This window comes from Shinella fusca (assembly GCF_014203155.1).
GTDB lineage: Bacteria > Pseudomonadota > Alphaproteobacteria > Rhizobiales > Rhizobiaceae > Shinella > Shinella fusca.
In genome coordinates, this window is sequence record NZ_JACHIK010000011.1 from 110,832 (window position 1) to 136,887 (window position 26,056).

The following is a 26,056-nucleotide window of genomic DNA, read 5'->3' on the forward strand; positions in this document are numbered from 1 at the left end:
TTAGGCTGTTACACGCTCGATTGCATCGATCAGCTTGGTCGGGTCGAAGGGCTTGACGATCCAGCCCGTGGCGCCGGCCTGGCGGGCACGGTTCTTCTTCTCCGCGTCGCTTTCCGTCGTCAGGACGAGGATCGGGATCGCGCGGTACTTCTCGTTGCGCCGCACGCCCTCGATGAAGCCGAAGCCGTCGAGGCGCGGCATGTTGATGTCGGTGACGATGACATCCGGGTTGGCGTTCTCCAGGACCTCGAGGCCTTCCACGCCGTCTTCGGCCTGGATGGTTTCGAAGCCCGCATTGTTGAGGGTGACCAGCAGCATGTTCCGGATCGTCCTGGAATCATCCACGGTCAGCACTTTCTTCTTCATTGCCCAGCCTCCTGTGCCAGCAAGTGATCGATATTCACGCCGATAAGTTGCATTGTCTTCATGAAAGGGTCGGAAACCTTGCCGAAGGTGAAGGGCTGCCCCTGCTCCTCCCAGCTCTTGGCGCCGGCCATCAGGACCTGGGCACAGAGCGCACCGACCCGCTCGACCGCCGAGGCGTCGATGACGAGCGGATTGCCCTTGAGGCCCATGAGCTGCGTGTGCAGCGCCGAGGCCTCGTTGAGGTCGAGAACGGGGGCAAGGCTTAAACTTTTCTGAGCGGCTGCTTTCTTGCTCGCCATTAGCGTGTTCCTTGTCTGCGTCTGTGCAAAACCGTGATTGCGTCTTTCGGGGTGGCGAGCGGCTGGCCTGCATCCGCAAGCCGGCTGCGCGCCGTCGAAAACCAGTGCCGGGGCCGTGTCGCCGTCATCTCAGCCTCCAAAGCCGGCGGTGCGGGCCGCCAGGAAATCGAGGGAAGAGGACTGCGCCTGCGGCAGGTCGATCTCCGCGCGCGGCATGGCCGGCGCCGGACGGACGGCACGCCCGCCGGGCTGCGCGGAAACGTGGAACTCGCGGATGGTGCGGCCGAGCTCGAGGATGACGGTATGAAGGTCCCCGCCGAGCGTGCCGACGCGGCCGGCATCCGCGGCATCGCTCTCCAGCAACCGCCCGGTCCGGCCGATCTCGGCCGTCACGCCGTCCAGCCCCTCGGCATCGGCGGCGCTGTCGCGCGCAATGCCGGTGATGGCCTCGTCGATGCCCTCGACCTGGCGCACGATGTTGCCGATCGCGTCCTGCGTGCGGTGGACATGCTCCACGCCGGCCTCGACCTGACCCTTGGTGCTGGTGACGAGCTGCTTGATCTCGCGGGCCGCATCGGCCGAACGCTGGGCGAGCGCACGCACTTCCTGCGCGACGACCGCAAAGCCGCGGCCGCTGTCGCCGGCGCGGGCGGCCTCGATGCCGGCATTGAGCGCCAGGAGATTGGTCTGGAAGGCGATCTCGTCGATCACGCCGATGATCTGGCCGATCTTTTCCGCCGATGCCTCGATATCGGCCATGGCCGACATCGCCTCGCCGACGATGCCGCCGCTCAAGGCCACGGATTCGCGCGTGGACGCGGCGGCGGACTGGGCCTTGCGCGTTTCGCCGAGCGTCCGGCGCACGCGTTCGACGATGGCGCCGAGGGCGTTGGCGGTCTCTATGAGGCTTGCCGACTGCTCGGCCGAGCGGGCCGAAAGCGCATGGGCACCGGAGGCGAGCGTGCCGACGAGGCCGTCGGTCTCGGCCGCGCGGTCGGCGGCGGAGGCAAGGCGCGACTGGATCTCGTCGAGCGCGCCGTTCAGCGTCTCGGCCATCTCGCGCCAGGCCTCCGGCATCTCGCCGGAAACACGCGCCGAGAAATCGAGCTGCGAGAGGCTGCGGACGGTATCGCCGAAGACGCGGTCGAGCTCGGCGCGGTCCTCGCGCCGCTGGTCGGCGAGCGCGCGGGCATGGGTGTGGCGCAATTCGTTGAAGCGCAGGGAGACGCCGATCTCGGCATCGACCATGGCGGTGCGCAGGAAGGCGGAGACGAGGTCCGTCAGCTCCTTGCGGCGGGCCTTGCCGGCGCCGGGCAGGATGGATTTCGGCCAGTATTCCTCGATGAGGCCGGCGACGACCGTCTCGACGACGACCGAATGGCCGGCGATGCGCCAGCGCGGGTCGAGACCCATCTGGCTTTCGCTATCGGAAAGGACCTTCACCCGCTCGGCATAGAGCCCGTCGAACCGCGCGTCGGTCAGCACGCTCCAATGGGAGCTCTGGAGGTCGTGCAGGCGGTCGATCTGGCGCTCGCTCTGGAAATGGCGGGCGGCATCGGGAAAGGTCTGGAAACGCTGGAAGAGATCGCGAAGCGCCGTTTCGACATGCCGTTCGAGCGTCTGGCGGTGGCGGCGCAGGAGCTCGCCCTGGCTGCCTTCCACCCCGGCAAAGCGCAAACGGTCGCGCAGGCTGGCTGCCTGTCCCGTTCGAGCCTGTTCTGCCGGCATATCCTGCACCAATCTGCTCCCAAACCAATGATGCCCGGCTGCCCGATGGGGCAACCGACGGAATTCTCGCATGGAGGAGAGTGGCCGGTCCGGCCGTACTCACGAGGCGGCGCGCTGCCCGACGATCCATGATCAAATTCGGTGAAACTCGAATACCGGCTCGGTTCCGGTACGGCGGTTCGGCGTCATGCCTGGGTGAGAAATGGCGAATTTCCCATTCCGACGTGTAGAGCAATGTTTATGGTTAATTCCTTGCCTGAAGGTTAATAGTTCACGGCCTGCTTATGGCATTGCTAAAATTAGCGCGACCTGACGTTGCGTAAGCCACGCGCAAGCCCGCGCGCGTAGGAAAGGCCAGGAACTGACGATGTTGTCAGGAGGACAGGCAATGATTGTTCTGGGACTAGGCGCCACCCTGCTTGCAAGCGCGACGCTGGCCGCCATCTATCTTCTTCTCGACATCGAGGCGGGGCGCACGCCGCAGCGCATGCGGGTTTTCTGAAAGCCCCGCGCGTTTCATCGCCTCTTGCTTTCCCCGCTACGGCTGCCACATTCACAATCGGCAGAATTGGACTGTCAAAGGGAGCATAACATGGGCATCGAAAGCATTCTGGTCTTCCTCATCGTCGGCGCCATCGCGGGCTGGCTCGCCGGCCTCATCGTCTCGGGCTTCGGCTTCGGCCTCGTCGGCAACATCGTCGTCGGCATCGTCGGCGCCTTCATCGCCGGCTACCTCTTCCCGGCGCTCGGCGTCAGCCTCGGCAGCGGCATCGTCGCCGCCATCATCCATGCCACCATCGGCGCGGTGATCCTGCTCGTGCTCATCAAGGTCATCAAGCGCGCCTGACGAAAAGGCGGAAAACAAAAGGGCCGCGGCGCCTGCCCCGCAGCCCTTTTCGCATCCTACCAGTCGAGGCCGCGCATTGCGCGGTCGCGCGAGAGCGGCAGGCGCGTGCTGCGCGAGGTGATGCCGTTCTGCGTGCAGGTATAGACGGTGCGCGGCATCCAGTCGGAATCCGTGGGTTCCCGCTGTTCCAGCGAAGCCTCGCATTTCGGCTTGTCGCGATGCTCGTATTCCTCGGTCGGCACGACGCCCGGCAGGTCCTTGAAGACCTGCGCGCCTGCGCCGGAAGCGGCGAGCAGAGCGGCCATGAGAACGAGGGCCATGCGTGTTTTCATCGGTTTTCCCGGCGGGAGCCGGCCTTTCGCCTGTCATAAAGAGATACCGCCGGCCGGAAACTTGCGCTATAGGCCTGCGGACGATCCGACAGTTTAGATGGGGTTTTCCATGGCAAGTGCAATCCGGTATCACGAAGGCGACATTTCGGCAGCCGATGCGGCCCGCTACACCGGCGCCATCGCCATCGACACCGAGACGCTCGGCCTCATCCCCCGCCGCGACCGGCTCTGCGTCGTGCAGCTCTCGCCGGGCGACGGCACCGCCGACGTCATCCGCATCGCCGCCGGCCAGAAGGATGCGCCCAACCTCGTCGCCATGCTGACCGATCCGGCGCGCCAGAAGATCTTCCATTACGGCCGCTTCGACATCGCGGTCCTGTTCCACACGTTCGGCGTCACCACCACGCCGGTCTTCTGCACCAAGATCGCCTCGCGCCTGACGCGTACCTATACCGACCGGCACGGCCTCAAGGACAATCTCAAGGAAATGCTCGAGGTCGACATCTCCAAGCAGCAGCAGTCCTCCGACTGGGCGGCCGAGACGCTCTCGCCCGCGCAGCTCGAATATGCCGCCTCGGACGTGCTCCATCTCCATGCCCTGCGCGACAAGCTGACCGCCCGTCTCATCCGCGACGGCCGGCTGGAGCATGCCGACGCCTGCTTCGCCTTCCTTCCGACCCGCGCGAAACTCGACCTCCTCGGCTGGGAAGAGACCGACATCTTCGCGCATAGCTGAGCCGCGCACGCCCCGAAATCCAGCGGGGGCAGGCTTAACGCCTGGTTAATGCCCTCGCTCTATCCTCCGGGAGACTGGAGGTTGCCATGTTGACACCGCTGCAAAGCGCGCAGTCCACTGCCGCCGTCTCGGCGATGCAGTCGATCGTCGAGACGCTCGAGGAGCGCCGCCGCGAGGACGCGGAGAAGGCGAGCGGGCGCAAGGACGACGACGTCCTCAAACAACAGCAGGCGCATCTGCGCGCGGACAGTGCCGCGCAGCAGGCCAATGCGCGCATCAACGAACACTTCTTCGGCAGCAACGCCCGCGGCGCCGACACGGTCGCCAAGCTGGTCTCGCGCTTCAGCGATCTGCTCGGCGTTTCGCAGCAGGACGGCGAGACGAACCGGCAGTTCGCCCAGCGCCTTCTCGACCAGCTCACCCTCGTCGACGCCATCAGGCTGCCCGCGCAGGGCAGCGAGCTCAAGGTCACGGTCGCCTCGCTCGGCACGACGATGACCGCCGTCAAGGAGGCGATGAGCGGCCCGTCGGACGATGCCGCCGCCAACCTCGTCGCGCGCCTTGCCCTTGCCGCGGGCGTGACGCAGGGCGAGGACGAGAGCGACGCCGACTTCGGCCAGCGCCTTTCCAACCTCCTGACGCGCCAGCGCAGCCAGTTGCCGGCGGATATCGACGCGCTGGAGGAAAAGAGCGGCCTTGCCGACCTCGGCCTCAAGGCGAGGGACCTCGTCGCCGCGATCGCCAATCCCTACGGCGAGGAAGCCCAGCGCGTGAAGGACGCGCTTGCCGACAAGGCGAAGGAGGAAAAGGCGCTGACGCCGGAGATGCGCAAGGTGATCGCGCGCCTCGAGGACACGGCGAAACCCAAATCCATCGAGGACCTGAAGCTCGAGCGCACGCAGCGCGACCCGACCCGCGTGGAGGATGCCGAGACCCGCAAGGAGCGCGAGGCGACGATCCAGGCGCTGGAAGCGGGCGAGAAGCTGGAGGACGTGCAGGACCTTCAGGAAGCCGTCGGCACGGCCCATGAAAAGGCGGTGAAGGCCGAGGCGAAAGGCGAATCCGACGGAAAGACCGCCGACGCACTCGACACGATCCAGTTGCTCGCCTCCGGCGCGGAGGCGGCCCAGCGCACCGGGAAGACCCCGGAAAAGACGAGCGAGAGCACGCTCGGGCACGTCGATGCCCCGGCGGAAACGACCGGCGAGGCGGTCCGCAATCTCGATGCGGCCAGCAGCGCGGAACAGGCCGAGCGGGAAGACGCCAAGAAGGAGATCTTCGCGCTGCGCGTCGACGACAACGGCATCTACGACCTCATCACGCGTCAGCTCGCCGGCTGAGCCTTCGGGCCCTTGCGCACGATGCCGAGCCGCGCGATCACTTCCGGCGGGATCACGTAGCGGCGGATCGCATCCTGCTGGCTGCGCAGGCCGCACATCTCGCGCTGGATGAAGAAGGCCCAGACCTTGTCGGCCGCGTCGTCGAGGAGATTTTCGCGCTCCTCCTGCGGACAGCCGGCGGCAAGACGTTCGGCAAGCAGGGCGAGCGCCTTTTCCACCTTCAGCCCGTGCCGGCCGAGCGCATCGGCCCGCTCCGACATCAGCTCGTATTCGAGGATATTGAGGCCCGTGTCCTTCGTGAAGGCGGGGGCGAGCGCCTGCGGCGGGCGAACCGTCATCTGCTTTCTCCGGTCATGGAGCCAAGATGGCGCGGGCCGGTGTTCCGCACAAGGGCGGGACCAATTCCGCGCCCGGCAAAAAGCCCGCCCCTTTCGGGACGGGCTTCGAGTTCGGCGGATTGGTGTCAGTGCTTGCCGCCCTTGTGGCCCGCTTCGGACGCCCGTTCGCGGTCCTCGGCGAAGTTGCCCTTGCCGCCGCGATTCGTGTCGTTGTCCTTGTTGCCCGAAGCCTGGCGCGTGTTGTCGCCGTTCTTGTGGCTCTGCTGGCCCGCCTTGACGTGCTGTTCGTGGGTTCCACCCTGATTGGGCATATCGTTTCTCCTGTTTTTTGCGCAGGGCATTCAGTCGCCCTGCGCAGGGTCAACGGAGATGGCAGGGGGGCGTTCCTCCTGAAACATAACGTGATCGGAACGCTCAGACGGCGCGGGCGCGCACCTCCTCGAAGCTCCAGTCGACAAGCAGCCGGCCGTCGCGCCAGACGGGCTGCAGGAAATTGGCGCGGCCGGCGAGCTGGTCGGCGCGCACGGCCTCAAGGCCGATATAGCTTTCCACCACTGCCTGGCGGCCGGCCTTGGAGGCCTTGAGGTTCATCGTCGCCGGGCGCTTGAAGACGTCGTGCCAGGCGCCGGCCGTATCCTGGCGCGCATTGGCCTTCATGGCGAAGGAATAGGTGTCGCGGTTGACGCGCTGGAGAAGCCCCGCGCCCATGCCGAAAGCGATGTTCTCCGCCGAGAAGCCGAAGGCCTCCAGCCGGCCGAGGATGAGGCCGATATCGGCCGGCGAGATGCCGTCGCCCTGAATGACGCGCACGCTGTCGTCCAGCACCTTGTAGCCCTTGGCGTTGAGATGCGTGCCGAAGGCATAGGCGAGCTGGCGCACGACCTGTACCGGTGTTTCCACCGGATCGCCGCTGTCTGGCCTGACGACGAGCGTGCCGCCGGCCGCCTGCACCCGGTCCTTGAGCTGCTTGCCCCAGATTTCCGAGACGGCGTTGCTGATGTCGTAGCTGTCCGACACCACCGCGTAGAGGCCCTTGCCGCCGAACCTGTCGATCATGTTGGCGTAGGCTTCCGCCTCGCGCTCCTGGCCCCAGGAGGTCATGGTCGAGTGCTCGGAGGCGGGGATGGAAAAGCCCGCCATCTCGGCACCGTAGTAGCGGCGGGCATAGAGCACGCCCGTCACCGTGTCCGTGCCCATGAAGTTGACGAGATGCGCCGCACCGCCGATGCCGGCCTGCTCGAGGCTGGTCGTGCCGCGGGAACCGAAGTCGTGGAGGCGGAACGGCAGGACGGCGGCCGGATCGTCGCAGGTCTTTTCCAGGATCGGCTGGATGATCTGCTTCACTTTCCGCGAATTGGAGGCGACGGTGCTCGGATACCAGATCGCGCGCAGCAACGCCGTCTCGATATAGGAGGTCAGCCAGAAGCAGGCGGGATCGGTGTTGACGACCTGCACGACGGGCACGCCGCGGCGCACCAGCGTTCCCTCCGGCAGCGCCTCGATGAGGAGCGGCAGGAAGCCGCCGTGCTTTTTAACGATATGCGTCCAGCCTTCGCGGTTGAACGGCAGGCCGTGTGCCGTGACGATGGCCTCGGCCTCGTCGATATCCGCCAGCGTCACCGGCTTCGACAGATATTCCTTCAGGAACACCTGGAGGCCGAAGAACACCACTTCCGCATGATCGGAATGGCCGCGCGCCTCGACATAGGAGGAGATGGCACACGTTTCCGGCGGATATTGCAGGTAGTGGCTGAACTTGTAGCTGTCTGTATTGAGGATGAGGTTCGTCAGGTTCATCGCTAGGTCTCCGCCGCAGCCGCGGCCGGAGACCCGCGGCCGAGAGTGCCGGCAAGATTTACGCGAGGTGAGCATAAGGGGCAAGGCCCGTCCGCCGGCAAATCGGCGGGCCGTTCGCGCGAGCCCCCGTTAGCATTTCGTTAACCATAAACTGGCATTTGTGAACGCAAGACGCCGCCCGGGAGCCTCATGGTCTCCCGTCCGGCATGGGTCGCGGTCCAGTGTTCGCCGGTCTTTCCGCCGCCGCCCGCAAGATCGCCCGGTAGGCCGGGCCGAAAGCTCATGACCTCGCAGCGTCGCGCATGATGCGCCATCCGACAGACGATGGAACATTGGCAGGCCTTGCGACACGGGCATCGGCCGGGACGAACAGGAGGCAGTCATGCTGCCACGCGTGGCACCAACGACCGGGGTATCGGAGCCCTCCCCCGCCCTTGCGGCGGGCACGGCGGTCGATGCCGCCGCCCGGGCGCAGCCCACCGCCGCCGCGCTTGCCAACCTTCGCGCCGAAGTGCTGCTTCGCCTCCTCGAAACCATGCTCAAGCATATGCCGCCCATGGCCGAGGCCAATCCCGGCCGCGACCTCGTCGAGACGCTGCTGGCGATGCTGAAGACCATGCCGGGGCGCGAGGGCGAAGCCGGCCAGAAGCTCTCCGATCTCATCGCCAAGCTGCCGGCGGACCTTCGCCCCGGCGTCGAGAAGCTGGTCGGCACCGTGCTTTCCGCGATGCCGACGCGCAGCCTCGTCGAGATCGTGCGCAATCCCAACGGGCCGGAAGCGCAGAAACTCGCAACGCTGCTTTCCGCAAGCCTCGGCCTCGGCGAAAGCCCCGCAGGCGCGGCCGCAAACCAGGCGAAGCCGCTCGGCCTCACCGCCCAGCAGCTCGCCGTCGTCGTCAGCCGCAACGGCCAGCAGCAGCCGGCACAGGCGCTCCCCGTCGTCACCGACGCACGCCTCCTGCAGGTCGCCCTGAAACGCCTCTTCGATACCGACGGCGGCGCAAGGCCGCGCCCCCTGCCCGGTCAGGCGAATGCCGTCACGGCGGATCACGAGACGCCGGCCGCGGCAACGCGGCTGCCTGCCGAAGCGGCGCGGGGCGAAGCCCGGATGCCGCTTCCCGCTGCCGCGACCGACGATCAGCCGGTGGAGGCCTCGGCCGCCGCCCTTCGCCACAACGGCAGCGCCGAGGAACTGGAAACACCCGCCGTAAAACGGGAGGGCATGCCCGGCCGGGCGGACACCGCCAATGGCACCGGGCAGGCACTGGCCCGCAGCGTCATGCAGGCCGTGACGCGCGACCTGCCGCCGGCCCTCCTGATGCAGGCGGTCGCCCATCTCGTCGAGAACCTCTCGCCGGAGGAAGCGACCTTCCTGCGCGCCCTGCTGGAGCGGCCCTTCGACGCGGCAACCGAGCAGGAGATCGCCGCGATCGTCCGCGAGCAGACGGAAGGCGCCGCCGATCCGGACGGCACGCCCGAAGCGGGCAAGGCGAGAGCAGGCCAAGCGCAGCCGGCGGCCGCACAGGCGCCTGCCGAGACGAACGAGCCCCTGCCCGCAGCGCAGGCCCGCGAGGCCGCACAGCCCGTTGCCGTGTCCGACGCCCTGCCCGACCGCATGGTTCTGGCCGCTGCGCTGCGCGAAGGCGTTCCGCTCGCCTTCGTACCCTACCTGCCGGCCGAAGAAGACCTCGAGTGGAAGGATGCGGCAAAGGCGTCCGAGGATGAGGAGGACGGCGAGGACGGCAACGCCGGAGAAAACGGCGAAGCCTCCGGCGAGGAAACGGATCAGGAGGCCGCCGCCGAGGCGGAACCGGAAAGCGCCGACATGGCGCGCCGGCGCGAGAAGACGGCGGAGATGGTCGGCCTCATCGAGCCCGGCCTTGCCTTCTACCAGAAGCTCGGCGACTACTGGACCTGATTTACACCACCAAAGAAAAAGCCCGCGGAGATCGCTCTTCGCGGGCTTCTTCATTTCATAAGCGAAGGCTTACTCGGCGTTGTTGCGGTTCTTCAGAGCCGCGCCGAGGATGTCGCCGAGCGAAGCGCCCGAGTCGGACGAACCGAACTGTGCGACGGCTTCCTTCTCTTCGGCGATTTCCAGCGCCTTGATCGAAAGCTGGATCTTGCGATCCTTCTTCGAGAAGTTCAGGACGCGGGCGTCGACGGTCTGGCCGACCGAGAAACGCTCCGGACGCTGCTCGTCACGGTCACGCGACAGGTCGCCGCGACGGATGAACGCGGTGATGTCCTCGTGGTTGACGAGCTTCACTTCGATGCCGCCGTCGTTGACCGCGATGACTTCAGCCGAAACGACGGCGTTCTTGCGCAGGTCACCCGAAGCTGCAGCTTCGCCGACCGCATCGCGGCCGAGCTGCTTGATGCCGAGCGAGATGCGCTCCTTGTCGACGTCCACATCGAGAACGACAGCCTTGACGACGTCGCCCTTGTTGTATTCCTCGATGACCTGCTCGCCCGGACGGTTCCAGTCGAGGTCGGAGAGGTGCACCATGCCGTCCACGTCGCCTTCGAGGCCGATGAACAGGCCGAACTCGGTCTTGTTCTTGACTTCGCCTTCGACTTCCGTGCCGGCCGGGTGGCTGTGCGCGAAGGCCTGCCACGGGTTCTCGAGAGTCTGCTTGAGACCGAGCGAGATGCGGCGCTTCGTCGGGTCGACTTCGAGAACGACGACGTCGACTTCCTGGCTCGTGGACAGGATCTTGCCGGGGTGTACGTTCTTCTTCGTCCAGGACATTTCGGAGATGTGGATCAGGCCTTCGATGCCCGGTTCCAGTTCGACGAACGCACCGTAGTCGGTGATGTTCGTGACGGTGCCGGAGATCTTCTTGCCGACCGGGTACTTCGTGCCGATGCCATCCCACGGATCCGACTCGAGCTGCTTCATGCCGAGCGAGATGCGGTGGGTTTCCTGGTTGATGCGGATGATCTGGACCTTGACCTGCTGGCCGATGGACAGGATCTCCGACGGATGGTTGACGCGGCGCCAGGCCATGTCGGTGACGTGCAGCAGGCCGTCGATGCCGCCGAGGTCGACGAACGCACCGTAATCGGTGATGTTCTTGACGACGCCGTCGACGACCTGGCCTTCTTCGAGGTTCTGGACGATTTCAGAACGCTGCTCGGCGCGCGATTCTTCGAGAACCGTGCGGCGCGAAACGACGATGTTGCCGCGGCGCTTGTCCATCTTGAGGATTTCGAAGGGCTGCGGGTTGTGCATGAGCGGCGTGACGTCGCGGATCGGACGGATGTCGACCTGCGAACGCGGCAGGAAGGCGACGGCGCCGTCGAGATCGACGGTGAAGCCACCCTTGACCTGGTTGAAGATGACGCCTTCGACGCGCTCGCCGGCTTCGAACTTGACTTCGAGCTTGGCCCAGCTTTCTTCGCGGCGAGCCTTTTCGCGCGACAGAACGGCTTCACCAAGCGCGTTTTCGATGCGCTCGACGTAGACTTCGACTTCGTCGCCGACCTTCAGCGTGCCGTCCTTGGACTTGGCGCCGAATTCCTTCAGCGGAACGCGACCTTCAACCTTGAGGCCGACGTCGACGATGGCGACGTCCTTTTCGATCGCGGTAACGATACCCTTGGCAACATAGCCTTCGGCGAGATCGTTGGCGGCGAAGGATTCCTGCAGAAGGGCTGCGAAATCTTCGCGCGTGGGGTTTGCTTGAGACATTGAAACTCCTGATGTGCCTATGGGCACGGGCGCCGGGGGTTAGCGTTGGTGATGAACGAGGCGATGTCCGCTACCTCGTGGGCAGCAAATCCGGCGCGGGGACAGGCCTTGTTCTATTGTTTAAGGGCAGCGTCGATGAACGACTTTGCCGCGGAAAACGCCGCCTCTATACTCATTTCCGAGGTATCGAGCAAGTGCGCATCGTCCGCAGGCTTCAACGGACTGTCCGCCCGGCCCATGTCGCGCTCGTCGCGGCGGCGGATATCGTCGAGGATCGTATCGAAATCGGCCATACCGCCGCCGGCGATGATTTCGTCGTGGCGGCGCTTCGCGCGCACCTCGGCCGAGGCGGTGACGTAGAGCTTCACCGGCGCATTGGGGCAGACGACCGTGCCGATGTCGCGCCCGTCCAGCACCGTGCCCGGCTCGCGCGCGGCAAAGCCGCGCTGCGCCTCCACCAGCGCCCGGCGCACCGAGGGCATGACCGCGATCTTCGAGGCCGCCTCGCCGATGCCGTGGGCCGACAGCACCGCGCGGTCGAGCCCGGCGAGATCGAGATTGCGGGCGACTTCCGCGGCGACCGCCTCGTCGTCGAGCGGCAGGCCGCGGTCGAGAAGGGCCTTGGCCGTCGCCCGGTAGGTCAGGCCCGTATCGAGATGATGAAAGCCATAGACTTCCGCGATGCGGCGCGAGAGCGTGCCCTTGCCGGCGGCCGCGGGCCCGTCGATGGCGATCGTGAAGGTCATCGGGCGCTTGCCTCGTGCAGTTCGATCTTCGCGCCGAGCCCGGCCATGAGGTCCATGAATTCCGGGAAGCTGGTCGCGATCATCGTCGCGTCGTCCACCGTCACCGGGTTTTCCGAGACGAGGCCCATGACGAGGAAGCTCATGGCGATGCGGTGGTCGAGATGGGTGGCCACAGCCGCGCCCGACGCATTGCCGAGGCCCTTGCCGTCCGGGCGGCCGCGCACGATGAGCGAGGCTTCGCCCTCGTCGCAATCGACGCCGTTGAGCTTGAGGCCGGTGGCGACGGCCGCAAGGCGGTCGCTTTCCTTGACGCGCAGTTCCTCGAGGCCGTTCATCACCGTCGTGCCTTCCGCGAAGGCGGCAGCGACGGCGAGAACCGGATATTCGTCGATCATCGACGGCGCGCGGTCTTCCGGCACCGTGACGCCCTTGAGGGACGAGGAGCGAACGCGCAGGTCCGCCACGTCCTCACCGCCGGCAAGGCGCGGGTTCATGACCTCGATATCCGCGCCCATCTCCTGCAGCGTCAGGATAAGGCCGGTGCGCGTCGGGTTCATCAGCACGTTGAGGATGGTGACGTCCGAGCCCGGAACGAGGAGCGCGGCGACCAGCGGGAAGGCGGTCGAGGACGGATCGCCCGGCACGTCGATGACCTGGCCGGTGAGCTTGCCGCGGCCTTCGAGGCGGATCGTCCGCACGCCGTCCGCATCCGTCTCGACCGTCAGGTTCGCGCCGAAGCCCTGCAGCATCTTTTCGGTATGGTCGCGCGTCATCACCGGCTCGATGACCGTCGTGATGCCCGGCGTGTTGAGGCCGGCGAGGAGGACGGCGGACTTCACCTGCGCGGAGGCCATCGGCACGCGGTAGGTGATCGGCGTCGGGCTCTTCGGCCCGTGCAGCGTCGCCGGCAGGCGGTCGCCGTCGGCGGACGTCACCTGCACGCCCATTTCGCGCAAGGGATTGAGCACGCGGCCCATCGGGCGCTTGGTCAGCGAGGCATCGCCGATGAAGGTGGAATCGAAATCGTAGACGCCGACGAGACCCATGGTGAGCCGGCAGCCGGTGCCGGCATTGCCGAAGTCGAGCGGGGCTTCGGGCGCAAGCAGCGCGCCGTTGCCGACGCCGTCGATGATCCAGGTGTCGCCGTCCTTGCGGATCTTCGCGCCCATGGCCTGCATGGCCTTGCCCGTGTTGATGACGTCCTCGCCCTCGAGCAGGCCTGTGATGCGCGTCTCACCGCTCGCAAGGCCGCCGAACATGAAGGAGCGGTGGGAGATCGACTTGTCGCCGGGAATGCGGACGGTTCCGGAAAGGCCGGAGGATTTGCGGGCGGTTGCGGGCCGGCTGCTTGCGCCGTGCGACATGGGCGTCTTCCTTATATGGCAGCTCTCCGCCGGGCGCTCCGGGGAGATCGCCGGCTTGCTATCACAAACGATTTAAAGCGTCATCCTCCCGGCGAAAAACAATCGCCGCGAAGGGCCCTGCCGTAGCCGCCTCAAGTTAGGCTTTGACAGGATTGCGCAAGACGATTAAGGGGACCGGCTAATCAATTTCCCCTTCAACGCGCCGGAACCCCGGCCCCGCCGGAAGAAGACGGCACCTGAGAGGCTTTGACAGTGGCAAAACCGGAACTCGGAACCAAACGCATCGACCCGGAAACGGGCAAGAAGTTCTACGACCTGAACCGCGATCCGATCGTTTCCCCCTATACGGGCAAGTCCTATCCGCTCTCCTTCTTCGAGGAGACCTCCGCGGCGGCCGTGCTCGAGAAGGATGAGGACGAGGACGTCAACGAAGTCGATACGGAGAACACGGAAGTCGAGCTCGTCTCGCTGGAGGATGCCGACGAGGATGCATCCGGCGGCGACGACCTGCCGGACCTCGGCGACGACGACGTGGAGATCGACGGCGACGACGACGATACGTTCCTGGAACAGGACGAAGACGACGACAACGACGACATGAGCGACCTCATCGGCGTCACCGGCGACGAAGACGAAGCCTAAGACCTTGATAATCCGGCCGGTTTCAAAAAAATCGGCCGGATTTCATTTTTCGGCTTGCCATCTTCCAAGACGGCAAGTAATAAGCCGCCACACCGAACGGCAACGCCGCTTCGGTTCCCGGAAACCGGCCTTGCCGGACCCTTATGGGGCTATAGCTCAGCTGGGAGAGCGCTTGCATGGCATGCAAGAGGTCAGCGGTTCGATCCCGCTTAGCTCCACCAAATTTCTCCTGAAACAATATTCGATTTTCCGTCCATTGGACTGAAGCGCGTTCTTACGGCTTTACGGCAGGTCGATTCTGACCCAGGGAACCTGCTGTTCCTTGTGGACGGCCTGTTCCGGGGCAAGGCCGGAATCGTCACCGAATGCGCCGAGGGCGAGAGCGATGCGGTCCGGCCGCATTTCGGGATACCAGAAGACCGTGCTGCCGCAGGCGGGGCAGAAGTGGAAGACGATCTGCTTGCCGCTTTCGCCGATCCGCTCGAAGGTTTGCGACGGGCCGGAGATTTCCGCAGCGCTGCGATCGAAGAAAACTGCCACGCCGAAGGCGGAGCCCGTGCGCTTCTTGCACGCTTCGCAATGGCAGAGCGATATCCGCAGGGGCTGGGCTTCGAGGCGGACGCGGAGGGCGCCGCAGGCGCAGGAAGCCGAGTGCTTCGTCACCGCAGCAGCCTCCTTTCCGTGATCCTCCTAGAACCGCACGCCGACGGCGAGGCCTGCGTGGGTGATGCCGTCGTTGGGGCCGTTGCAGAGGTTGGCGTTGGAGGAGTGGTCGATCGTCGCCATGACGTTCACCGTTTCCGAGACGCGCACGCCGAGGGCGGCGTGCTCGCGGAAGAGGAAGCGGCAGCCGAGAAGCGGGCCCGTGCCGCTGTCGAGGTTGCCGTTGTGCACCGTGCCGCCGGCGCCGATCTCGGCAAAGAAGGCCTCGGTGATCGGCACATGCCAGTTGAGGCCGAGATAGGCTTGGTCGGTCGCGTCCGCGCCGCCGGACACGCCCAGCTGGACGCGCGGCTCGAGAAGCGCCTTGGCAAGGCCGGTCTGCGAGGAATGGAAGGGCGCCAGATAGACCTCGGCGGAGCCGACGAGGCCCTTGTCATGGGACGAATCGCCATTGAGGCTGCCGCCGACGCCCACGCGGACCTCATCGACAAGATCGCCGGCCAGCGCGCAAGAAACAGGAAGGCCGGCAAGAACCGTCGCCAACGCGACCGCAAGACATGATTTCATGACATCCCCTCGAATCACGGCGAGGAGTGTCATCGGCGCCGCGCCGTTTGTACAGGCCAAAAAGCGGTGGGCACCAAAGTGTCCGGCAGCCTTTGGGGCAATCGGGCGGGCTTTACGGCTGCTCGCGCATTCCGGGCGTCGCCTCGCGTTCGTCGGCGTCCTCCAGGTCGGCCTTGACCATGAACACGTCGCTGTGTTCGCGGACGGCCTCGCGCAGGGCCGCAAGGTTCGGCTCGTCGTCGGGGCCGATCTCCCCCTCGCCCTTGTCGATCTCGTGCTCGCCGGCAAGGTCGATCTCGCGCTCCGCCTGAAGCCAGTGATCGTCGGGTTTGCCCTCGGGCGCCCCCTCCTGCTGCCAGAGTTCATAGGCACGTTTGCGGATGCGGTCTTCGCGGTCGTCTGTCATGATCGTACTCCCTTTGATCGATCGTGCGACCGAACGCGGGGGGGCGTCAAGATGTTCCCCGCTTGCGCAGTTCAGCGACCGCGAATAAGCATGGCTTTCCGGGCGTCTCACCCAGTACGCCAGCCTTGTCGGGGGACATCATGAGCTTCACGGAAACGACGACCACGTCCTGGTTTTCCAGGCTGAAGGGGGCGCTGATCAGGATCCTGGTCGGCTTCATCCTGCTCATCGCCTGCGTCTTCCTCCTCTTCTGGAACGAGGGGCGTTCCGTGAAGACCTATCGCGCGCTCGTCGAGGGCGCGGGGCTCGTCGTTTCCGTCGGGAACGACAGCGTCGATCCGGCCAACGAAGGCAAGCTCGTGCACATTTCCGGCCCCGTGAAGCCGGTCGGCGTGCCGCAGGACAACGCGCTCGGCATTTCGGCGGAGGGCGCCGCCGGCCTCGAGCGCATCGTCGAGATGTACCAGTGGGTCGAGACCTCCAGATCGGAGACGCGCAAGCAGCTCGGCGGCAGCGAGGAAACCGTCACCACCTATTCCTACCACAAGGAATGGAAGCGTGACGCGGTCTCTTCGGACAGCTTCCGCCAGCCGGGCCACGACAATCCGCAAAAGCCGGTCGCCGATGCAAGCTTCGCCGTTCCGTCCGCGACGATCGGCGCCTTCAGCGTCGACGGGCGGACGGTCGCGCGGCTCGGCGAGGAACGTCCCGTGCCGCTCACCGCCGCGGACGCGGGCCGGCTCGGCGAGGCGGCGACGCTTGGAAAGCCGGTCGCTATCATCGGCGGCCAGGCCGTCTTCTCCCTCGATCCGCAGAACCCGCAGGTCGGCGATATCCGCATCCGCTTCGAGCGCTCCGACATTGCCGAGGCAAGCTTCGTCGGCGCGCAGCGCGGCACGGCGCTTGCGCCCTACAGGACGACGAACGGGCGCGACCTCTTCCTCAGCGAAGCGGGCATCGCCGATGCGAGCGCCATGTTCGACGCGGCGCAAAGCGAGAACACGATCGTCACATGGCTCGTGCGCGTCGGCGGGCTCGTCGGCCTCTTCGTCGGCTTTGCCTTCATCCTGTCGTTCCTCGGCGTGATCGCCGATGTCGTGCCCTTCGTCGGCTCCATCGTGCGCTTCGGCACGACGGCGATCGCGCTCATCCTCACGCTGCTGCTCGGCCCGGCGGTCATCGCCATCGCCTGGATCGCCTATCGCCCGCTCATCGCCATCGCCGTCCTTGCCGCCGGCATTGCGCTTGCGGCCGGCATCCTCTATCTGCGACGGGGCAAGGCCGCGGCGGCAGCGCCCGCCGGGGCATGACGGGTTGGCAAGCAGGACGGGCATGGCGTGACCTTCTACGTTTCGAAGATCTTCTGGGTTCTCGCCCAGCCGCTCTCGCTTTGCCTGCTGCTCATCCTTGCCGGCCTCGCGGCGGGCCTTCTCAAGTGGAACCGGCTGCGTCTTGCGGCGCATCTTGCCGCAGCGCTCCTCCTCTTCGTCACGCTGTTCACCACCACGGGCGCCGTGCTGCTGCAGACGCTGGAGGCGCAGATCGCGCGCGCAGCGCTTCCGGAAGGCGGGCCTTCCTGCATCATCACACTCGGCGGAGCCTTCGAGCCGGACGTGACGACGGCCCGCGGCGGTTTCGAACTGAACCAGGCCGGAGACCGCTTCGTGGAGACGCTGCGGCTGGCGCAGCAATTCCCCGCCGCGCGCATCCTGATTTCCGGCGGCGACGGCTCGCTCGGCGGTGCCTATGAGGGGGATGCGGTGATCGGCACGCGGTTCTTCGCGGCCTTCGGCGTGCCGGCGAGCCGGCTGATCCGCGACCCGGATTCGCGCGATACCTACGAGAACGCCGGCAACACGAAGACGCTTCTTGCGCAGAACGGACTGGGGAACTGCCTGCTGGTGACCTCGGCCTTCCACATGCCGCGCTCGGTGGGCCTTTTCCGCAAGCTCGGCATCGACGTGCTGCCCTGGCCGACGGATTACCGCACGACCGGCACGGCAAGCCTCGGGCTGGACCTGACGCAGCCGTCGGTCAACACCCAGCTCCTGACGACGGCGGTGCGCGAGTGGATCGGCCTTGCCTTCTACTATATGGCGGGCCGCACCAGCGCCTTCCTGCCGCAATAGGCCGCCTACTTCTTCGAGATCGTCTCGAAGCGGGCGTTGCGCACGCGGATCGTCATCGTGCAGTATTCGCTGTCGCTGCGCCCGCAGCTTGCCGCGTTCGCCTTCAGTTCCAGCACCATGTTACCGAAGCGCTTCTTCATCGTATAGCCGTAGAGATCGGCGGTCGCGGCGAGGAAATAGCCGCCCTCGGCCACCCGGATGTAGAATTCGTGCGGGCAGCCGACATTGCCGCACAGGCCGCCCGGCACGCCGTCGCAATTGACCGCGCCGAGATTGAAGATCGCGTCGACGAGGCCGTCATTGTTGAAATCGATGCTGTCGGCGAAGTCCGCGCCATAGATGGCGCTCTTGCAGCGGCCGGCGACTTCCGCCTCCACGGCCGCCAGCGCATCGGGCACGATCTCGGCGGCACGCGCCGGCAGGGCGCTTGCGGCGAAGGCGGCGGAGAGAAGCGCGAGGGTTGTCATGCGGATGGCCATCTCTCAAACCTTTCCATGGCGGGCGATTCGGTCATTATGCGAGCCGGTGCCGGGTGATTCTGCGGCGGGCACTCTACTGCGGCAAAGCTGTCGCGAGGCTTGGCCGCAAAGGACCTGCAAGGAGGGAATGCGTGCCGATCCTGGAACTGCTCGATTATACCGGCGTCGCGGTCTTCGCCGCCACCGGCGCGCTGTCGGCCTCGCGCAAGCAGCTCGACATCATCGGCTTCGTGTTCCTGGCAGCCGCGACGGGCATCGGCGGCGGCACGTTCCGCGACGTCATCCTCGGCGCGACGCCGGTCTTCTGGGTGGTGAACCCGACTTATCTTCTCGTCTGCGTGGCGGTGGCGCTCATCGTCTTCGTGCTCTCCCACCGGATCGAATCGCGCTACCGGCTGCTGCTCTGGCTCGATGCGATGGGGCTTTCGGCCTATTGCGTGATGGGCGCGGCCAAAGGCCTCGCCGCAACCGGCTCGCCGACCGTGGCGATCACCACCGGCGTATTGACGGCAAGCTTCGGCGGCATCCTGCGCGATCTTCTCGCCAACGAGCCCTCCGTGCTGCTGCGGCCGGAGGTCTACGTCACCGCCGCGCTTGCGGGTGCCGCCGGCTTCACGGCCGCGATGGCGGCGGGCGCGCCGCTCTGGGCGGCCTCGGCCATCGGCATCGGCACGGCCTTCGTCGTGCGCGGCGGGGCTCTCCGCTTCGGCTGGCGCTTTCCGGTCTACAAGCCCCGGCCGGGGCGGCATCCGGACGATGTCATGTGAGGGGAAGGATCAGGCCTTGCGCGGGCGCAGGCGGATGATCACGTCGACATGCGCGATCTCCATGCCTTCCGGCGGCTCCGGCAGGTTGCCGATCTCGATATTGCTCACCGGAATGTCGAGGACGTGGTTCTCGCCCTCGACGAAGAAATGATGATGGTCCGACACGTTGGTGTCGAAATAGGTCTTCGCGCTCTCGACGGCCAGCACCCGGATGAGGCCGGCCTCGGTGAACTGGTGCAGCGTGTTGTAGACGGTTGCAAGCGACACCGGAACGCCGGCGGTGACGGCTTCCTCGTGCAATTCCTCGACCGTCAGATGCCGGTCGCCCTTGGCGAAAAGCAGATCGGCGAGAGCGACGCGCTGGCGCGTCGGGCGCAGGCCGCAGTGGCGCAGGCGCTCGTCGATGGGCATCTCGTATGCATGCGTCATGGGCAAGGGATCCGCTCGTGTGGCCTTGAACAACAATCTTGAACTTTCGATATAACTTTAGCACGGCCGGGATTCAATAGGATCGCAGGGGCCAAACCGCGTGCAACCTGCGGAAAACCGGGGCCTTGGTGGCTTTCCGGCCACTTTGCGCTGGCTGTGGCCGCAAGCATCATGTATGCGAACTGCACAATTCATGTCTCGCCCGGACGGGGCGCGGCGATAAAAAGACAGGGAGCAGGGTGCTTCAAATCGTGCCTCGCCTCCTCTAAATCTAACGCTGACCAAGCGTGTTCAAGACCGGGGATGAGACATTCGATGACCAGGCAATCCAGCTACAACTACGAGGAAATTCTGGCCTGCGGCCGCGGCGAGCTGTTCGGCCCCGGCAATGCGCAGCTTCCTCTGCCGCCGATGCTGATGGTTCACCGCATCACCGACATCTCCGAGACGGGCGGCGCCTTCGACAAGGGCTACATCCGCGCCGAATACGACGTGAAGCCGGACGACTGGTATTTCCCCTGCCATTTCCAGGGCAACCCGATCATGCCGGGGTGCCTCGGCCTCGACGGCATGTGGCAGCTCACCGGCTTCTTTCTCGGCTGGCTGGGGGAACCCGGCCGCGGCATGGCGCTTTCCACCGGCGAGGTGAAGTTCAAGGGCATGGTGCGCCCGGAGACGAAGCTCCTCGAATACGGCATCGACTTCAAGCGCGTCATGCGCGGCCGCCTCGTGCTGGGCACCGCCGACGGCTGGCTGAAGGCCGATGGCGAGACCATCTACCAGGCGACCGACCTGCGCGTCGGCCTGTCGAAAGACAAGGAAGCCTGAGGCGGCGACGGCCGCCTTGAGCCCGAGGGCGGCGGCAAGCCGCCTTCGCAACGGACGTTCTAAAAAAGGTCAATATCATGAGACGGGTAGTTGTCACGGGTCTGGGGATCGTATCCTCCATCGGGAACAACGCGGACGAAGTGACGGCATCGCTGCGCGACGCGCGCTCGGGCATCAGTTTCAGCCAGGATTTCGCCGACCACGGCTTCCGCTGCCAGGTCTGGGGCTCGCCGGATATCGACACGACCGACCTCGTCGACCGCCGCGCGGCCCGCTTCCTCTCGCAGGGCGGGGCGTGGAACCACGTCGCCATGAAGCAGGCGATCGCCGATTCCGGCCTGGAAGAGGCCGACTATGCGGCCAACCCGCGCACCGGCATCATCATGGGCTCGGGCGGCCCCTCCACCCGCACGCTGATCGAGGCGGCCGAGATCACCATCAAGAACAATTCGCCCAAGCGCATCGGCCCCTTCGCCGTGCCGAAGGCGATGTCGTCCACGGCCTCGGCGACGCTTGCCACCTGGTTCAAGATCCACGGCGTCAACTATTCGATCTCCTCGGCCTGCTCGACCTCGGCGCACTGCATCGGCAATGCCGCGGAGATGATCCAGTGGGGCAAGCAGGACATGATGTTCGCCGGCGGCCACGAGGACCTCGACTGGACCATGTCGAACCTCTTCGACGCCATGGGCGCCATGTCGTCCAAGTACAACGACACGCCCGCGACGGCTTCACGCGCCTATGACGTCAGCCGCGACGGCTTCGTCATCGCCGGCGGCGCCGGCGTCCTCGTGCTTGAGGAACTGGAGCACGCCAAGGCCCGCGGCGCGAAGATCTATGCCGAGATCACCGGCTACGGCGCGACCTCGGACGGCTACGACATGGTGGCCCCGTCGGGCGAAGGCGCGATCCGCTGCATGCGCCAGGCGCTTTCCACCGTGAAGGGCGAGGTCGACTACATCAACACGCACGGCACCTCGACGCCCGTCGGCGACTCCAAGGAGATCGGCGCGATCCGCGAGGTGTTCGGCGACAAGATCCCGCACATCCAGTCGACCAAGTCGCTGACCGGCCATTCGCTGGGCGCTGCCGGCGTTCAGGAATCGATCTACGGCCTCCTGATGATGCAGGCCGGCTTCATCGGCGAGAGCGCGCACATCACCGAGCTCGATCCGGAATTCGAGGGCGTTCCGATCGTGCGCAAGCGCATCGACAACGCCAAGATTGACACGGTTCTTTCCAATTCCTTCGGCTTCGGCGGCACGAACGCCACGCTGGTCTTCCAGCGCTACAACGGATGACACGCATGACGGGGATCATGAACGGCAAGCGCGGCCTGATCATGGGGGTCGCGAACAACCACTCCATCGCCTGGGGTATCGCACAGAAGCTCGCCGGTGCCGGCGCGGAACTCGCCTTCACCTACCAGGGCGAAGCGCTCGGCAAGCGCGTGAAGCCGCTTGCGGCCGAGCTCGGCTCCGACTTCGTGCTGCCCTGCGACGTCGAGGACATCGCCTCGGTGGATGCGACCGTCGCCGCGCTCAAGGAGAAGTGGGGCAAGCTCGACTTCGTCGTGCACGCCATCGGCTTTTCCGACAAGAACGAACTGAAGGGCCTCTATGCCGACACCACGCGCGAGAACTTCTCCCGCACGATGGTCATCTCCTGCTTCTCCTTCACGGAGATCGCCAAGCGGGCGGCGGACCTCATGGAAGACGGCGGGGCGATGCTGACGCTGACCTATGGCGGCTCCGTCCGGCTAATGCCGAACTACAACGTCATGGGCGTCGCCAAGGCGGCGCTGGAAGCCTCCGTGCGTTATCTCGCGGGCGACTACGGCCCGCGCGGCATCCGCGTCAACGCCATCTCGGCCGGCCCGATCCGCACGCTGGCCGGCGCCGGCATTTCCGATGCCCGCGCCATGCTCTCCTGGCAACAGAAGAACGCGCCGCTGCGCCGCACGGTCACCATCGAGGATGTCGGTAATTCCGCGCTCTACCTGCTCTCGGACCTTTCGAGCGGCGTCACCGGCGAAATCCACTATGTGGACGCCGGCTACAACATCACCTCCATGCCGACGCTGGAACACCTTCGAAGCGCGGACAGCGAGTAACAAAAAACGGCGCGAAGTTTAAAACTTCGCGCCGTTTTTGCTTGATAGCGGCCGTCGATCAGCGCCGGCCCCAGAGCACCTTGAAGCGGGCGTTGCGGCAGACTTCGCCGCTTTCCTTAAAGGCTTCCGCCAGAACCGGCTCATAGGGCAGGCCCCGGTTGGCGACCATCAGCAGGCGCCCGCCGGCCTTCAGCGACTTCGCTGCCATGCGGATCATGCCGGCGCCGAGCGCGTGATCGGCGGCATGCCCTTCGTGGAAGGGCGGGTTCATGACGATGAGGTCGTAGTGGTCGCGCGGCGTCTCGGCCGTCAGGTCGAACCAGTAGTAACGCGCCGGCACGTTCGGGCAGTTCTCCGCCATGTTCTCCCTGGCCGCTTCCAGCGCCTCGTAATGCGCCTCGAAGAGGTCGATGCCCTTGGCATTCGGTGCGCGGCCGCCGAGCATGACGGAAAGATAGCCCCAGCCCGCGCCGAAATCGGCGGCGTGGCCGCTGAAATCCTCCGGGATGCGGGTGGCGAGCAGTTCCGAGCCCTCGTCGATCCGGTCGTGCGAGAACATGCCCGGCGCGGCCGTGAAGCGGCCGACGATGCACACCGACTTCGCGGCCAGCTTGGCGATCGCCTCGGACGGGTCTTCCGGGCGCGCGAACCAGATGGCAAGGCCATGGTATTTCGGCATGGAATCGCCCGAGAGCCCGAGCTGGTCGAGGCGCTTGCGCATGGACTGCACGCCGTCTTCCTTGCCGCCGGCAACGACGATGAGGCCGCCCGTGCGCACGCGGCGCAGCGCTTCTGCGATGCGGTTCTCGTTCTCGCCCTTGTGCTTGGTCATCAGGATGAGCGCGCCGTCGTAGTCCTCGCCCTCGATGAGGGGCTTGACCGGCGCGCGCACGGCCTCCAGCCCGCGATAGAGCGAGCGCAGCGGCTGCACGGCCTCCAGCGAGGCGGCGAACCCTTCCGGCGGGCGCTGGCCGGCCTCGGCGCCGAGGAAGAGATAGCGCTCGCCTTCGCCGGGCATGGCAAGCGTGCCGGAGGCGAAGGGGTGGAACAGGGTTTTCAGGGCGTCGCGGGTCATGACAGGGTTCCGGTGTTCAAAAGAAAGGGGCGCGGAACGTGCCGCTCCGCGCCCCTTCGATACGTAAGGGATGACTTACTCGGCAGCTTCGCCGTCGCCCTTCTTGTCGGCGGCGATCTCCTTGCCGGTCGCCTGGTCGACGACCTTCATGGAGAGGCGAACCTTGCCGCGCTCGTCGAAGCCCATCAGCTTGACCCAGACCTTGTCGCCTTCCTTGACGACGTCGGACGTCTTGGCGACGCGCTCCTGGGCGAGCTGCGAGATGTGCACGAGGCCGTCGCGCGGGCCGAAGAAGTTGACGAAGGCGCCGAAGTCGGCGGTCTTGACAACCGTGCCTTCGTAGATCTGGCCGACTTCCGGTTCCGCGACGATGGAGTGGATCCACTTGCGGGCAGCCTCGATCTCCTTGCCGGAGGACGATGCGATCTTGATCGTGCCGTCGTCTTCGATGTTGATCTTGGCGCCGGTCTTCTCGACGATCTCGCGGATGACCTTGCCGCCCGTGCCAATGACTTCACGGATCTTGTCGACCGGGATGGTCATGACCTCAATGCGCGGGGCGAATTCGCCGAGCTGGCTGCGACCTTCGGAAATGGCCTTGGCCATTTCGCCGAGGATGTGCTTGCGGCCGCCCTGTGCCTGGCCGAGCGCGACCTTCATGATCTCCTCGGTGATGCCGGCGATCTTGATGTCCATCTGCAGCGAGGTGATGCCGTCGGACGTGCCGGCGACCTTGAAGTCCATGTCGCCGAGGTGGTCTTCGTCGCCGAGGATGTCGGAGAGAACCGCGAAGCGGTCGCCTTCGAGGATCAGGCCCATGGCGATGCCGGCAACCGGCTTAGCCAGCGGAACGCCGGCGTCCATGAGGGCGAGCGAGGTGCCGCAGACCGTTGCCATCGAGGACGAACCGTTCGATTCGGTGATCTCGGAGACGACGCGCAGTGTGTAGGGGAACTGTTCCGCCGTCGGCAGCATCGGGCGGATGGCGCGCCAGGCGAGCTTGCCGTGGCCGATTTCGCGGCGGCCCGGGGAGCCCATGCGGCCCGTCTCACCGACCGAGTAGGGCGGGAAGTTGTAGTGCAGCAGGAAGCGTTCCTTGTACATGCCGGTCAGGCTGTCGACATACTGCTCGTCTTCGCCGGTGCCGAGCGTGGCGACGACGATCGCCTGCGTCTCGCCGCGGGTGAAGAGCGCCGAGCCGTGCGTGCGCGGCAGGATGCCGACTTCCGAGACGATCGGACGGACCGTTTCCAGGTCGCGGCCGTCGATGCGGCTCTTGGTGTCGAGGATGTTCCAGCGGACGATCTTGGCCTGCAGGTGCTTGAAGACGGCGCCGATGACTTCGGCGGTGTACTTCGGCTCGACGCCTTCGGGGAAGAAGTGCGCCTTGACCTTGGCCTTGACGGCGTCGACGGCGGCGTAGCGGTCGGCCTTCTGGGTGATCTTGTAGGCGTCGCGCAGTTCGGCTTCGGCAAGGCCGAGCATTTCGGCTTCGAGCTCGGAGTAGTCTTCCGGCTGGAAGTCGCGCGGTTCCTTGGCAGCGACTTCCGCGAGCTTGATGATCGCGTCGATCACCGGCTGGAAGCCCTTGTGGCCGAACATGACGGCGCCGAGCATGACGTCTTCGGCGAGTTCCTTGGCTTCCGACTCGACCATCAGGACGGCGTCCTGCGTGCCGGCGACGACGAGGTCGAGGCTCGATTCGTCCATCTCGTCGAGATGCGGGTTGAGGACGTATTCACCGTTGATGTAGCCGACGCGGGCGGCGCCGACCGGGCCCATGAAGGGAACGCCGGAGATGGTGAGTGCTGCGGAAGCGGCAACCATCGACAGGACGTCGGGATCGTTCTCGAGGTCATGCTGGACGACCGTGACGACGACCTGCGTGTCGTTCTTGTAGCCTTCCGGGAAGAGCGGGCGGATCGGGCGGTCGATCAGGCGGGAAACCAGCGTTTCCTTTTCCGACGGACGGCCTTCGCGCTTGAAGTAGCCGCCCGGGATCTTGCCGGCGGCGTAGGTCTTTTCCTGGTAGTTGACGGTGAGCGGGAAGAAGTCCTGGCCGGGCTTCGGCGCCTTGGCGGAAACCACGGTGGCGAGAACGACCGTCTCGCCGTAGGTGGCGAGCACGGCGCCGTCGGCCTGGCGGGCGATCTTGCCGGTTTCCAGCTTGAGCGGACGGCCCGCCCACTCGATTTCGACCGTATGGGTATCGAACATGTCTTGTCCTTCTTTGCAGATACGCGCACCGCCGCCCGGAAAAGGCGCAGGTGGTCTATCCGCGTTCGTGACGCATCATGGGCAAGACAACGGGAGGCTTCGTTTCCTAGGTCGGTCGCGATTCCCGGCGGAATCGCCCCGAAGAAGCATCCTG

28 protein-coding genes and 1 tRNA gene are annotated in these 26,056 nt (G+C 65.9%); 12 read left to right on the plus strand and 17 right to left on the minus strand.

The features are described 5' to 3' along the window. From cheY1 to HNQ66_RS16150, 3 genes are all read right to left on the minus strand, one after another. The gene (cheY1, locus tag HNQ66_RS16140; RefSeq protein ID WP_024270516.1) at nt 1–366 is read right to left on the minus strand and encodes a chemotaxis response regulator CheY1; all 366 of its coding nucleotides are present in this window, start codon (nt 364–366) and stop codon (nt 1–3) included. Beyond that, nucleotides 363–665 carry an STAS domain-containing protein gene (locus HNQ66_RS16145; RefSeq protein ID WP_184145197.1) on the minus strand — a complete coding sequence of 101 codons (303 nt, stop codon included), beginning with the start codon at nt 663–665 and terminating at the stop codon, nt 363–365. The genes cheY1 and HNQ66_RS16145 overlap by 4 nt, the downstream gene beginning before the upstream one ends. A gap of 129 nt (nt 666–794) precedes the next feature. After that, complete coding sequence (locus HNQ66_RS16150) at nt 795–2,402, minus strand: globin-coupled sensor protein (protein WP_380779919.1); 1,608 nt, start codon at nt 2,400–2,402, stop codon at nt 795–797. Nucleotides 2,403–2,985: 583 nt separating this feature from the next. Here HNQ66_RS16150 and HNQ66_RS16155 point away from each other — a divergent pair. Next, the gene (locus HNQ66_RS16155) at nt 2,986–3,240 is read left to right on the plus strand and encodes a GlsB/YeaQ/YmgE family stress response membrane protein (protein WP_184145198.1); all 255 of its coding nucleotides are present in this window, start codon (nt 2,986–2,988) and stop codon (nt 3,238–3,240) included. A gap of 56 nt (nt 3,241–3,296) precedes the next feature. Here HNQ66_RS16155 and HNQ66_RS16160 read toward each other — a convergent pair whose 3' ends face one another. Continuing rightward, on the minus strand, nt 3,297–3,560 hold the full coding sequence (locus tag HNQ66_RS16160; RefSeq protein ID WP_184145199.1) for a hypothetical protein: 264 nt from the start codon (nt 3,558–3,560) through the stop codon (nt 3,297–3,299). A gap of 121 nt (nt 3,561–3,681) precedes the next feature. Between HNQ66_RS16160 and HNQ66_RS16165 the strand changes: the two genes are divergently transcribed. Together HNQ66_RS16165 and HNQ66_RS16170 are read left to right on the plus strand one after the other, a co-directional pair. Further along, nucleotides 3,682–4,308: a ribonuclease D gene (locus HNQ66_RS16165; protein WP_184145200.1), complete on the plus strand. Its 627-nt coding sequence runs from the start codon at nt 3,682–3,684 to the stop codon at nt 4,306–4,308. 86 nt (nt 4,309–4,394) lie between these two features. Then, nucleotides 4,395–5,648: a hypothetical protein gene (locus HNQ66_RS16170; protein WP_184145201.1), complete on the plus strand. Its 1,254-nt coding sequence runs from the start codon at nt 4,395–4,397 to the stop codon at nt 5,646–5,648. On the opposite strand, the gene HNQ66_RS16175 is transcribed toward HNQ66_RS16170, so the two are convergent. From HNQ66_RS16175 to HNQ66_RS16185, 3 genes are all read right to left on the minus strand, one after another. Then, nucleotides 5,633–5,986, minus strand: a complete 354-nt coding sequence (locus HNQ66_RS16175; protein ID WP_184145202.1) for a DUF6665 family protein — start codon at nt 5,984–5,986, stop codon at nt 5,633–5,635. The two genes, HNQ66_RS16170 and HNQ66_RS16175, sit on opposite strands and share 16 nt — an antisense overlap. Before the next feature lie 125 nt (nt 5,987–6,111). Beyond that, a complete protein-coding gene (locus HNQ66_RS16180) occupies nt 6,112–6,297 on the minus strand; it encodes a KGG domain-containing protein (protein WP_184145203.1) in 186 nt (61 codons plus the stop codon). A 103-nt stretch (nt 6,298–6,400) separates the two neighbouring features. Next, a complete protein-coding gene (locus HNQ66_RS16185) occupies nt 6,401–7,783 on the minus strand; it encodes a nicotinate phosphoribosyltransferase (protein ID WP_184145204.1) in 1,383 nt (460 codons plus the stop codon). Nucleotides 7,784–8,165: 382 nt separating this feature from the next. Here HNQ66_RS16185 and HNQ66_RS16190 point away from each other — a divergent pair, with 382 nt between their 5' ends. Next, on the plus strand, nt 8,166–9,701 hold the full coding sequence (locus HNQ66_RS16190; protein WP_184145205.1) for a hypothetical protein: 1,536 nt from the start codon (nt 8,166–8,168) through the stop codon (nt 9,699–9,701). Between the two features lie 69 nt (nt 9,702–9,770). On the opposite strand, the gene rpsA is transcribed toward HNQ66_RS16190, so the two are convergent. The 3 genes from rpsA to aroA form a co-directional block, all read right to left on the minus strand. Further along, on the minus strand, nt 9,771–11,477 hold the full coding sequence (gene rpsA / locus HNQ66_RS16195) for a 30S ribosomal protein S1 (protein WP_184145206.1): 1,707 nt from the start codon (nt 11,475–11,477) through the stop codon (nt 9,771–9,773). A 113-nt stretch (nt 11,478–11,590) separates the two neighbouring features. Continuing rightward, nucleotides 11,591–12,223 (minus strand): (d)CMP kinase, encoded by a 633-nt coding sequence (gene cmk, locus HNQ66_RS16200; RefSeq protein WP_184145207.1) that lies wholly within the window; start codon nt 12,221–12,223, stop codon nt 11,591–11,593. Then, nucleotides 12,220–13,587: a 3-phosphoshikimate 1-carboxyvinyltransferase gene (gene aroA / locus HNQ66_RS16205; RefSeq protein ID WP_184145208.1), complete on the minus strand. Its 1,368-nt coding sequence runs from the start codon at nt 13,585–13,587 to the stop codon at nt 12,220–12,222. Before aroA ends, cmk begins: the two co-directional genes overlap by 4 nt. A gap of 252 nt (nt 13,588–13,839) precedes the next feature. On the opposite strand from aroA, the gene HNQ66_RS16210 reads away from it, so the two are divergent. Further along, nucleotides 13,840–14,229 (plus strand): TIGR02300 family protein, encoded by a 390-nt coding sequence (locus HNQ66_RS16210; protein ID WP_184145209.1) that lies wholly within the window; start codon nt 13,840–13,842, stop codon nt 14,227–14,229. Nucleotides 14,230–14,374: 145 nt separating this feature from the next. Continuing rightward, nucleotides 14,375–14,450: transfer RNA gene (locus HNQ66_RS16215), tRNA-Ala, on the plus strand. Between the two features lie 61 nt (nt 14,451–14,511). Here the strand turns inward: HNQ66_RS16215 and HNQ66_RS16220 are convergent. The 3 genes from HNQ66_RS16220 to HNQ66_RS16230 all read right to left on the minus strand — a co-directional run bounded on the left by HNQ66_RS16220 (nt 14,512) and on the right by HNQ66_RS16230 (nt 15,940). Continuing rightward, the gene (locus tag HNQ66_RS16220) at nt 14,512–14,892 is read right to left on the minus strand and encodes a GFA family protein (RefSeq protein WP_184145210.1); all 381 of its coding nucleotides are present in this window, start codon (nt 14,890–14,892) and stop codon (nt 14,512–14,514) included. 27 nt (nt 14,893–14,919) lie between these two features. After that, the gene (locus tag HNQ66_RS16225; RefSeq protein WP_184145211.1) at nt 14,920–15,459 is read right to left on the minus strand and encodes an acyloxyacyl hydrolase; all 540 of its coding nucleotides are present in this window, start codon (nt 15,457–15,459) and stop codon (nt 14,920–14,922) included. A gap of 112 nt (nt 15,460–15,571) precedes the next feature. Continuing rightward, nucleotides 15,572–15,940, minus strand: a complete 369-nt coding sequence (locus HNQ66_RS16230) for a DUF2934 domain-containing protein (protein ID WP_380780006.1) — start codon at nt 15,938–15,940, stop codon at nt 15,572–15,574. Between the two features lie 65 nt (nt 15,941–16,005). On the opposite strand from HNQ66_RS16230, the gene HNQ66_RS16235 reads away from it, so the two are divergent. After that, nucleotides 16,006–17,175, plus strand: coding sequence for a TMEM43 family protein (locus HNQ66_RS16235; RefSeq protein WP_184145213.1), 1,170 nt, complete (start codon nt 16,006–16,008; stop codon nt 17,173–17,175). A 27-nt stretch (nt 17,176–17,202) separates the two neighbouring features. Beyond that, nucleotides 17,203–17,994, plus strand: coding sequence for an ElyC/SanA/YdcF family protein (locus HNQ66_RS16240; protein WP_184145214.1), 792 nt, complete (start codon nt 17,203–17,205; stop codon nt 17,992–17,994). A 5-nt stretch (nt 17,995–17,999) separates the two neighbouring features. On the opposite strand, the gene HNQ66_RS16245 is transcribed toward HNQ66_RS16240, so the two are convergent. Beyond that, nucleotides 18,000–18,461: a hypothetical protein gene (locus HNQ66_RS16245; protein ID WP_184145215.1), complete on the minus strand. Its 462-nt coding sequence runs from the start codon at nt 18,459–18,461 to the stop codon at nt 18,000–18,002. Between the two features lie 143 nt (nt 18,462–18,604). Between HNQ66_RS16245 and HNQ66_RS16250 the strand changes: the two genes are divergently transcribed. Further along, the gene (locus tag HNQ66_RS16250) at nt 18,605–19,240 is read left to right on the plus strand and encodes a TRIC cation channel family protein (protein ID WP_184145216.1); all 636 of its coding nucleotides are present in this window, start codon (nt 18,605–18,607) and stop codon (nt 19,238–19,240) included. Between the two features lie 9 nt (nt 19,241–19,249). On the opposite strand, the gene irrA is transcribed toward HNQ66_RS16250, so the two are convergent. Next, a complete protein-coding gene (gene irrA / locus HNQ66_RS16255; protein WP_184145217.1) occupies nt 19,250–19,669 on the minus strand; it encodes an iron response transcriptional regulator IrrA in 420 nt (139 codons plus the stop codon). A gap of 315 nt (nt 19,670–19,984) precedes the next feature. Between irrA and fabA the strand changes: the two genes are divergently transcribed. The 3 genes from fabA to fabI all read left to right on the plus strand — a co-directional run bounded on the left by fabA (nt 19,985) and on the right by fabI (nt 22,610). Continuing rightward, a complete protein-coding gene (gene fabA / locus HNQ66_RS16260; protein WP_184145218.1) occupies nt 19,985–20,497 on the plus strand; it encodes a 3-hydroxyacyl-[acyl-carrier-protein] dehydratase FabA in 513 nt (170 codons plus the stop codon). A gap of 77 nt (nt 20,498–20,574) precedes the next feature. Continuing rightward, nucleotides 20,575–21,798, plus strand: coding sequence for a beta-ketoacyl-ACP synthase I (gene fabB / locus HNQ66_RS16265; protein ID WP_184145219.1), 1,224 nt, complete (start codon nt 20,575–20,577; stop codon nt 21,796–21,798). A 5-nt stretch (nt 21,799–21,803) separates the two neighbouring features. Next, complete coding sequence (fabI, locus tag HNQ66_RS16270; protein ID WP_184145220.1) at nt 21,804–22,610, plus strand: enoyl-ACP reductase FabI; 807 nt, start codon at nt 21,804–21,806, stop codon at nt 22,608–22,610. Nucleotides 22,611–22,668: 58 nt separating this feature from the next. Here the strand turns inward: fabI and HNQ66_RS16275 are convergent, their stop codons facing one another. Together HNQ66_RS16275 and pnp are read right to left on the minus strand one after the other, a co-directional pair. Further along, nucleotides 22,669–23,685: a class I SAM-dependent methyltransferase gene (locus HNQ66_RS16275; protein WP_184145221.1), complete on the minus strand. Its 1,017-nt coding sequence runs from the start codon at nt 23,683–23,685 to the stop codon at nt 22,669–22,671. A gap of 75 nt (nt 23,686–23,760) precedes the next feature. After that, nucleotides 23,761–25,902, minus strand: a complete 2,142-nt coding sequence (pnp, locus tag HNQ66_RS16280) for a polyribonucleotide nucleotidyltransferase (RefSeq protein ID WP_184145222.1) — start codon at nt 25,900–25,902, stop codon at nt 23,761–23,763. Nucleotides 25,903–26,056: the final 154 nt, after the last annotated feature.

Bases quoted from the DNA above. Each gene is read 5' to 3' on its own strand.
- cheY1 (WP_024270516.1), bottom strand. From the start codon at position 366: ATGAAGAAGAAAGTGCTGACCGTGGATGATTCCAGGACGATCCGGAAC.
- HNQ66_RS16145 (WP_184145197.1), bottom strand. From the start codon at position 665: ATGGCGAGCAAGAAAGCAGCCGCTCAGAAAAGTTTAAGCCTTGCCCCC.
- HNQ66_RS16155 (WP_184145198.1), top strand. From the start codon at position 2,986: ATGGGCATCGAAAGCATTCTGGTCTTCCTCATCGTCGGCGCCATCGCG.
- HNQ66_RS16160 (WP_184145199.1), bottom strand. From the start codon at position 3,560: ATGGCCCTCGTTCTCATGGCCGCTCTGCTCGCCGCTTCCGGCGCAGGC.
- HNQ66_RS16165 (WP_184145200.1), top strand. From the start codon at position 3,682: ATGGCAAGTGCAATCCGGTATCACGAAGGCGACATTTCGGCAGCCGAT.
- HNQ66_RS16170 (WP_184145201.1), top strand. From the start codon at position 4,395: ATGTTGACACCGCTGCAAAGCGCGCAGTCCACTGCCGCCGTCTCGGCG.
- HNQ66_RS16175 (WP_184145202.1), bottom strand. From the start codon at position 5,986: ATGACGGTTCGCCCGCCGCAGGCGCTCGCCCCCGCCTTCACGAAGGAC.
- HNQ66_RS16180 (WP_184145203.1), bottom strand. From the start codon at position 6,297: ATGCCCAATCAGGGTGGAACCCACGAACAGCACGTCAAGGCGGGCCAG.
- HNQ66_RS16185 (WP_184145204.1), bottom strand. From the start codon at position 7,783: ATGAACCTGACGAACCTCATCCTCAATACAGACAGCTACAAGTTCAGC.
- HNQ66_RS16190 (WP_184145205.1), top strand. From the start codon at position 8,166: ATGCTGCCACGCGTGGCACCAACGACCGGGGTATCGGAGCCCTCCCCC.
- rpsA (WP_184145206.1), bottom strand. From the start codon at position 11,477: ATGTCTCAAGCAAACCCCACGCGCGAAGATTTCGCAGCCCTTCTGCAG.
- cmk (WP_184145207.1), bottom strand. From the start codon at position 12,223: ATGACCTTCACGATCGCCATCGACGGGCCCGCGGCCGCCGGCAAGGGC.
- aroA (WP_184145208.1), bottom strand. From the start codon at position 13,587: ATGTCGCACGGCGCAAGCAGCCGGCCCGCAACCGCCCGCAAATCCTCC.
- HNQ66_RS16225 (WP_184145211.1), bottom strand. From the start codon at position 15,459: ATGAAATCATGTCTTGCGGTCGCGTTGGCGACGGTTCTTGCCGGCCTT.
- HNQ66_RS16235 (WP_184145213.1), top strand. From the start codon at position 16,006: ATGAGCTTCACGGAAACGACGACCACGTCCTGGTTTTCCAGGCTGAAG.
- HNQ66_RS16245 (WP_184145215.1), bottom strand. From the start codon at position 18,461: ATGACAACCCTCGCGCTTCTCTCCGCCGCCTTCGCCGCAAGCGCCCTG.
- irrA (WP_184145217.1), bottom strand. From the start codon at position 19,669: ATGACGCATGCATACGAGATGCCCATCGACGAGCGCCTGCGCCACTGC.
- fabA (WP_184145218.1), top strand. From the start codon at position 19,985: ATGACCAGGCAATCCAGCTACAACTACGAGGAAATTCTGGCCTGCGGC.
- fabB (WP_184145219.1), top strand. From the start codon at position 20,575: ATGAGACGGGTAGTTGTCACGGGTCTGGGGATCGTATCCTCCATCGGG.
- fabI (WP_184145220.1), top strand. From the start codon at position 21,804: ATGACGGGGATCATGAACGGCAAGCGCGGCCTGATCATGGGGGTCGCG.
- HNQ66_RS16275 (WP_184145221.1), bottom strand. From the start codon at position 23,685: ATGACCCGCGACGCCCTGAAAACCCTGTTCCACCCCTTCGCCTCCGGC.
- pnp (WP_184145222.1), bottom strand. From the start codon at position 25,902: ATGTTCGATACCCATACGGTCGAAATCGAGTGGGCGGGCCGTCCGCTC.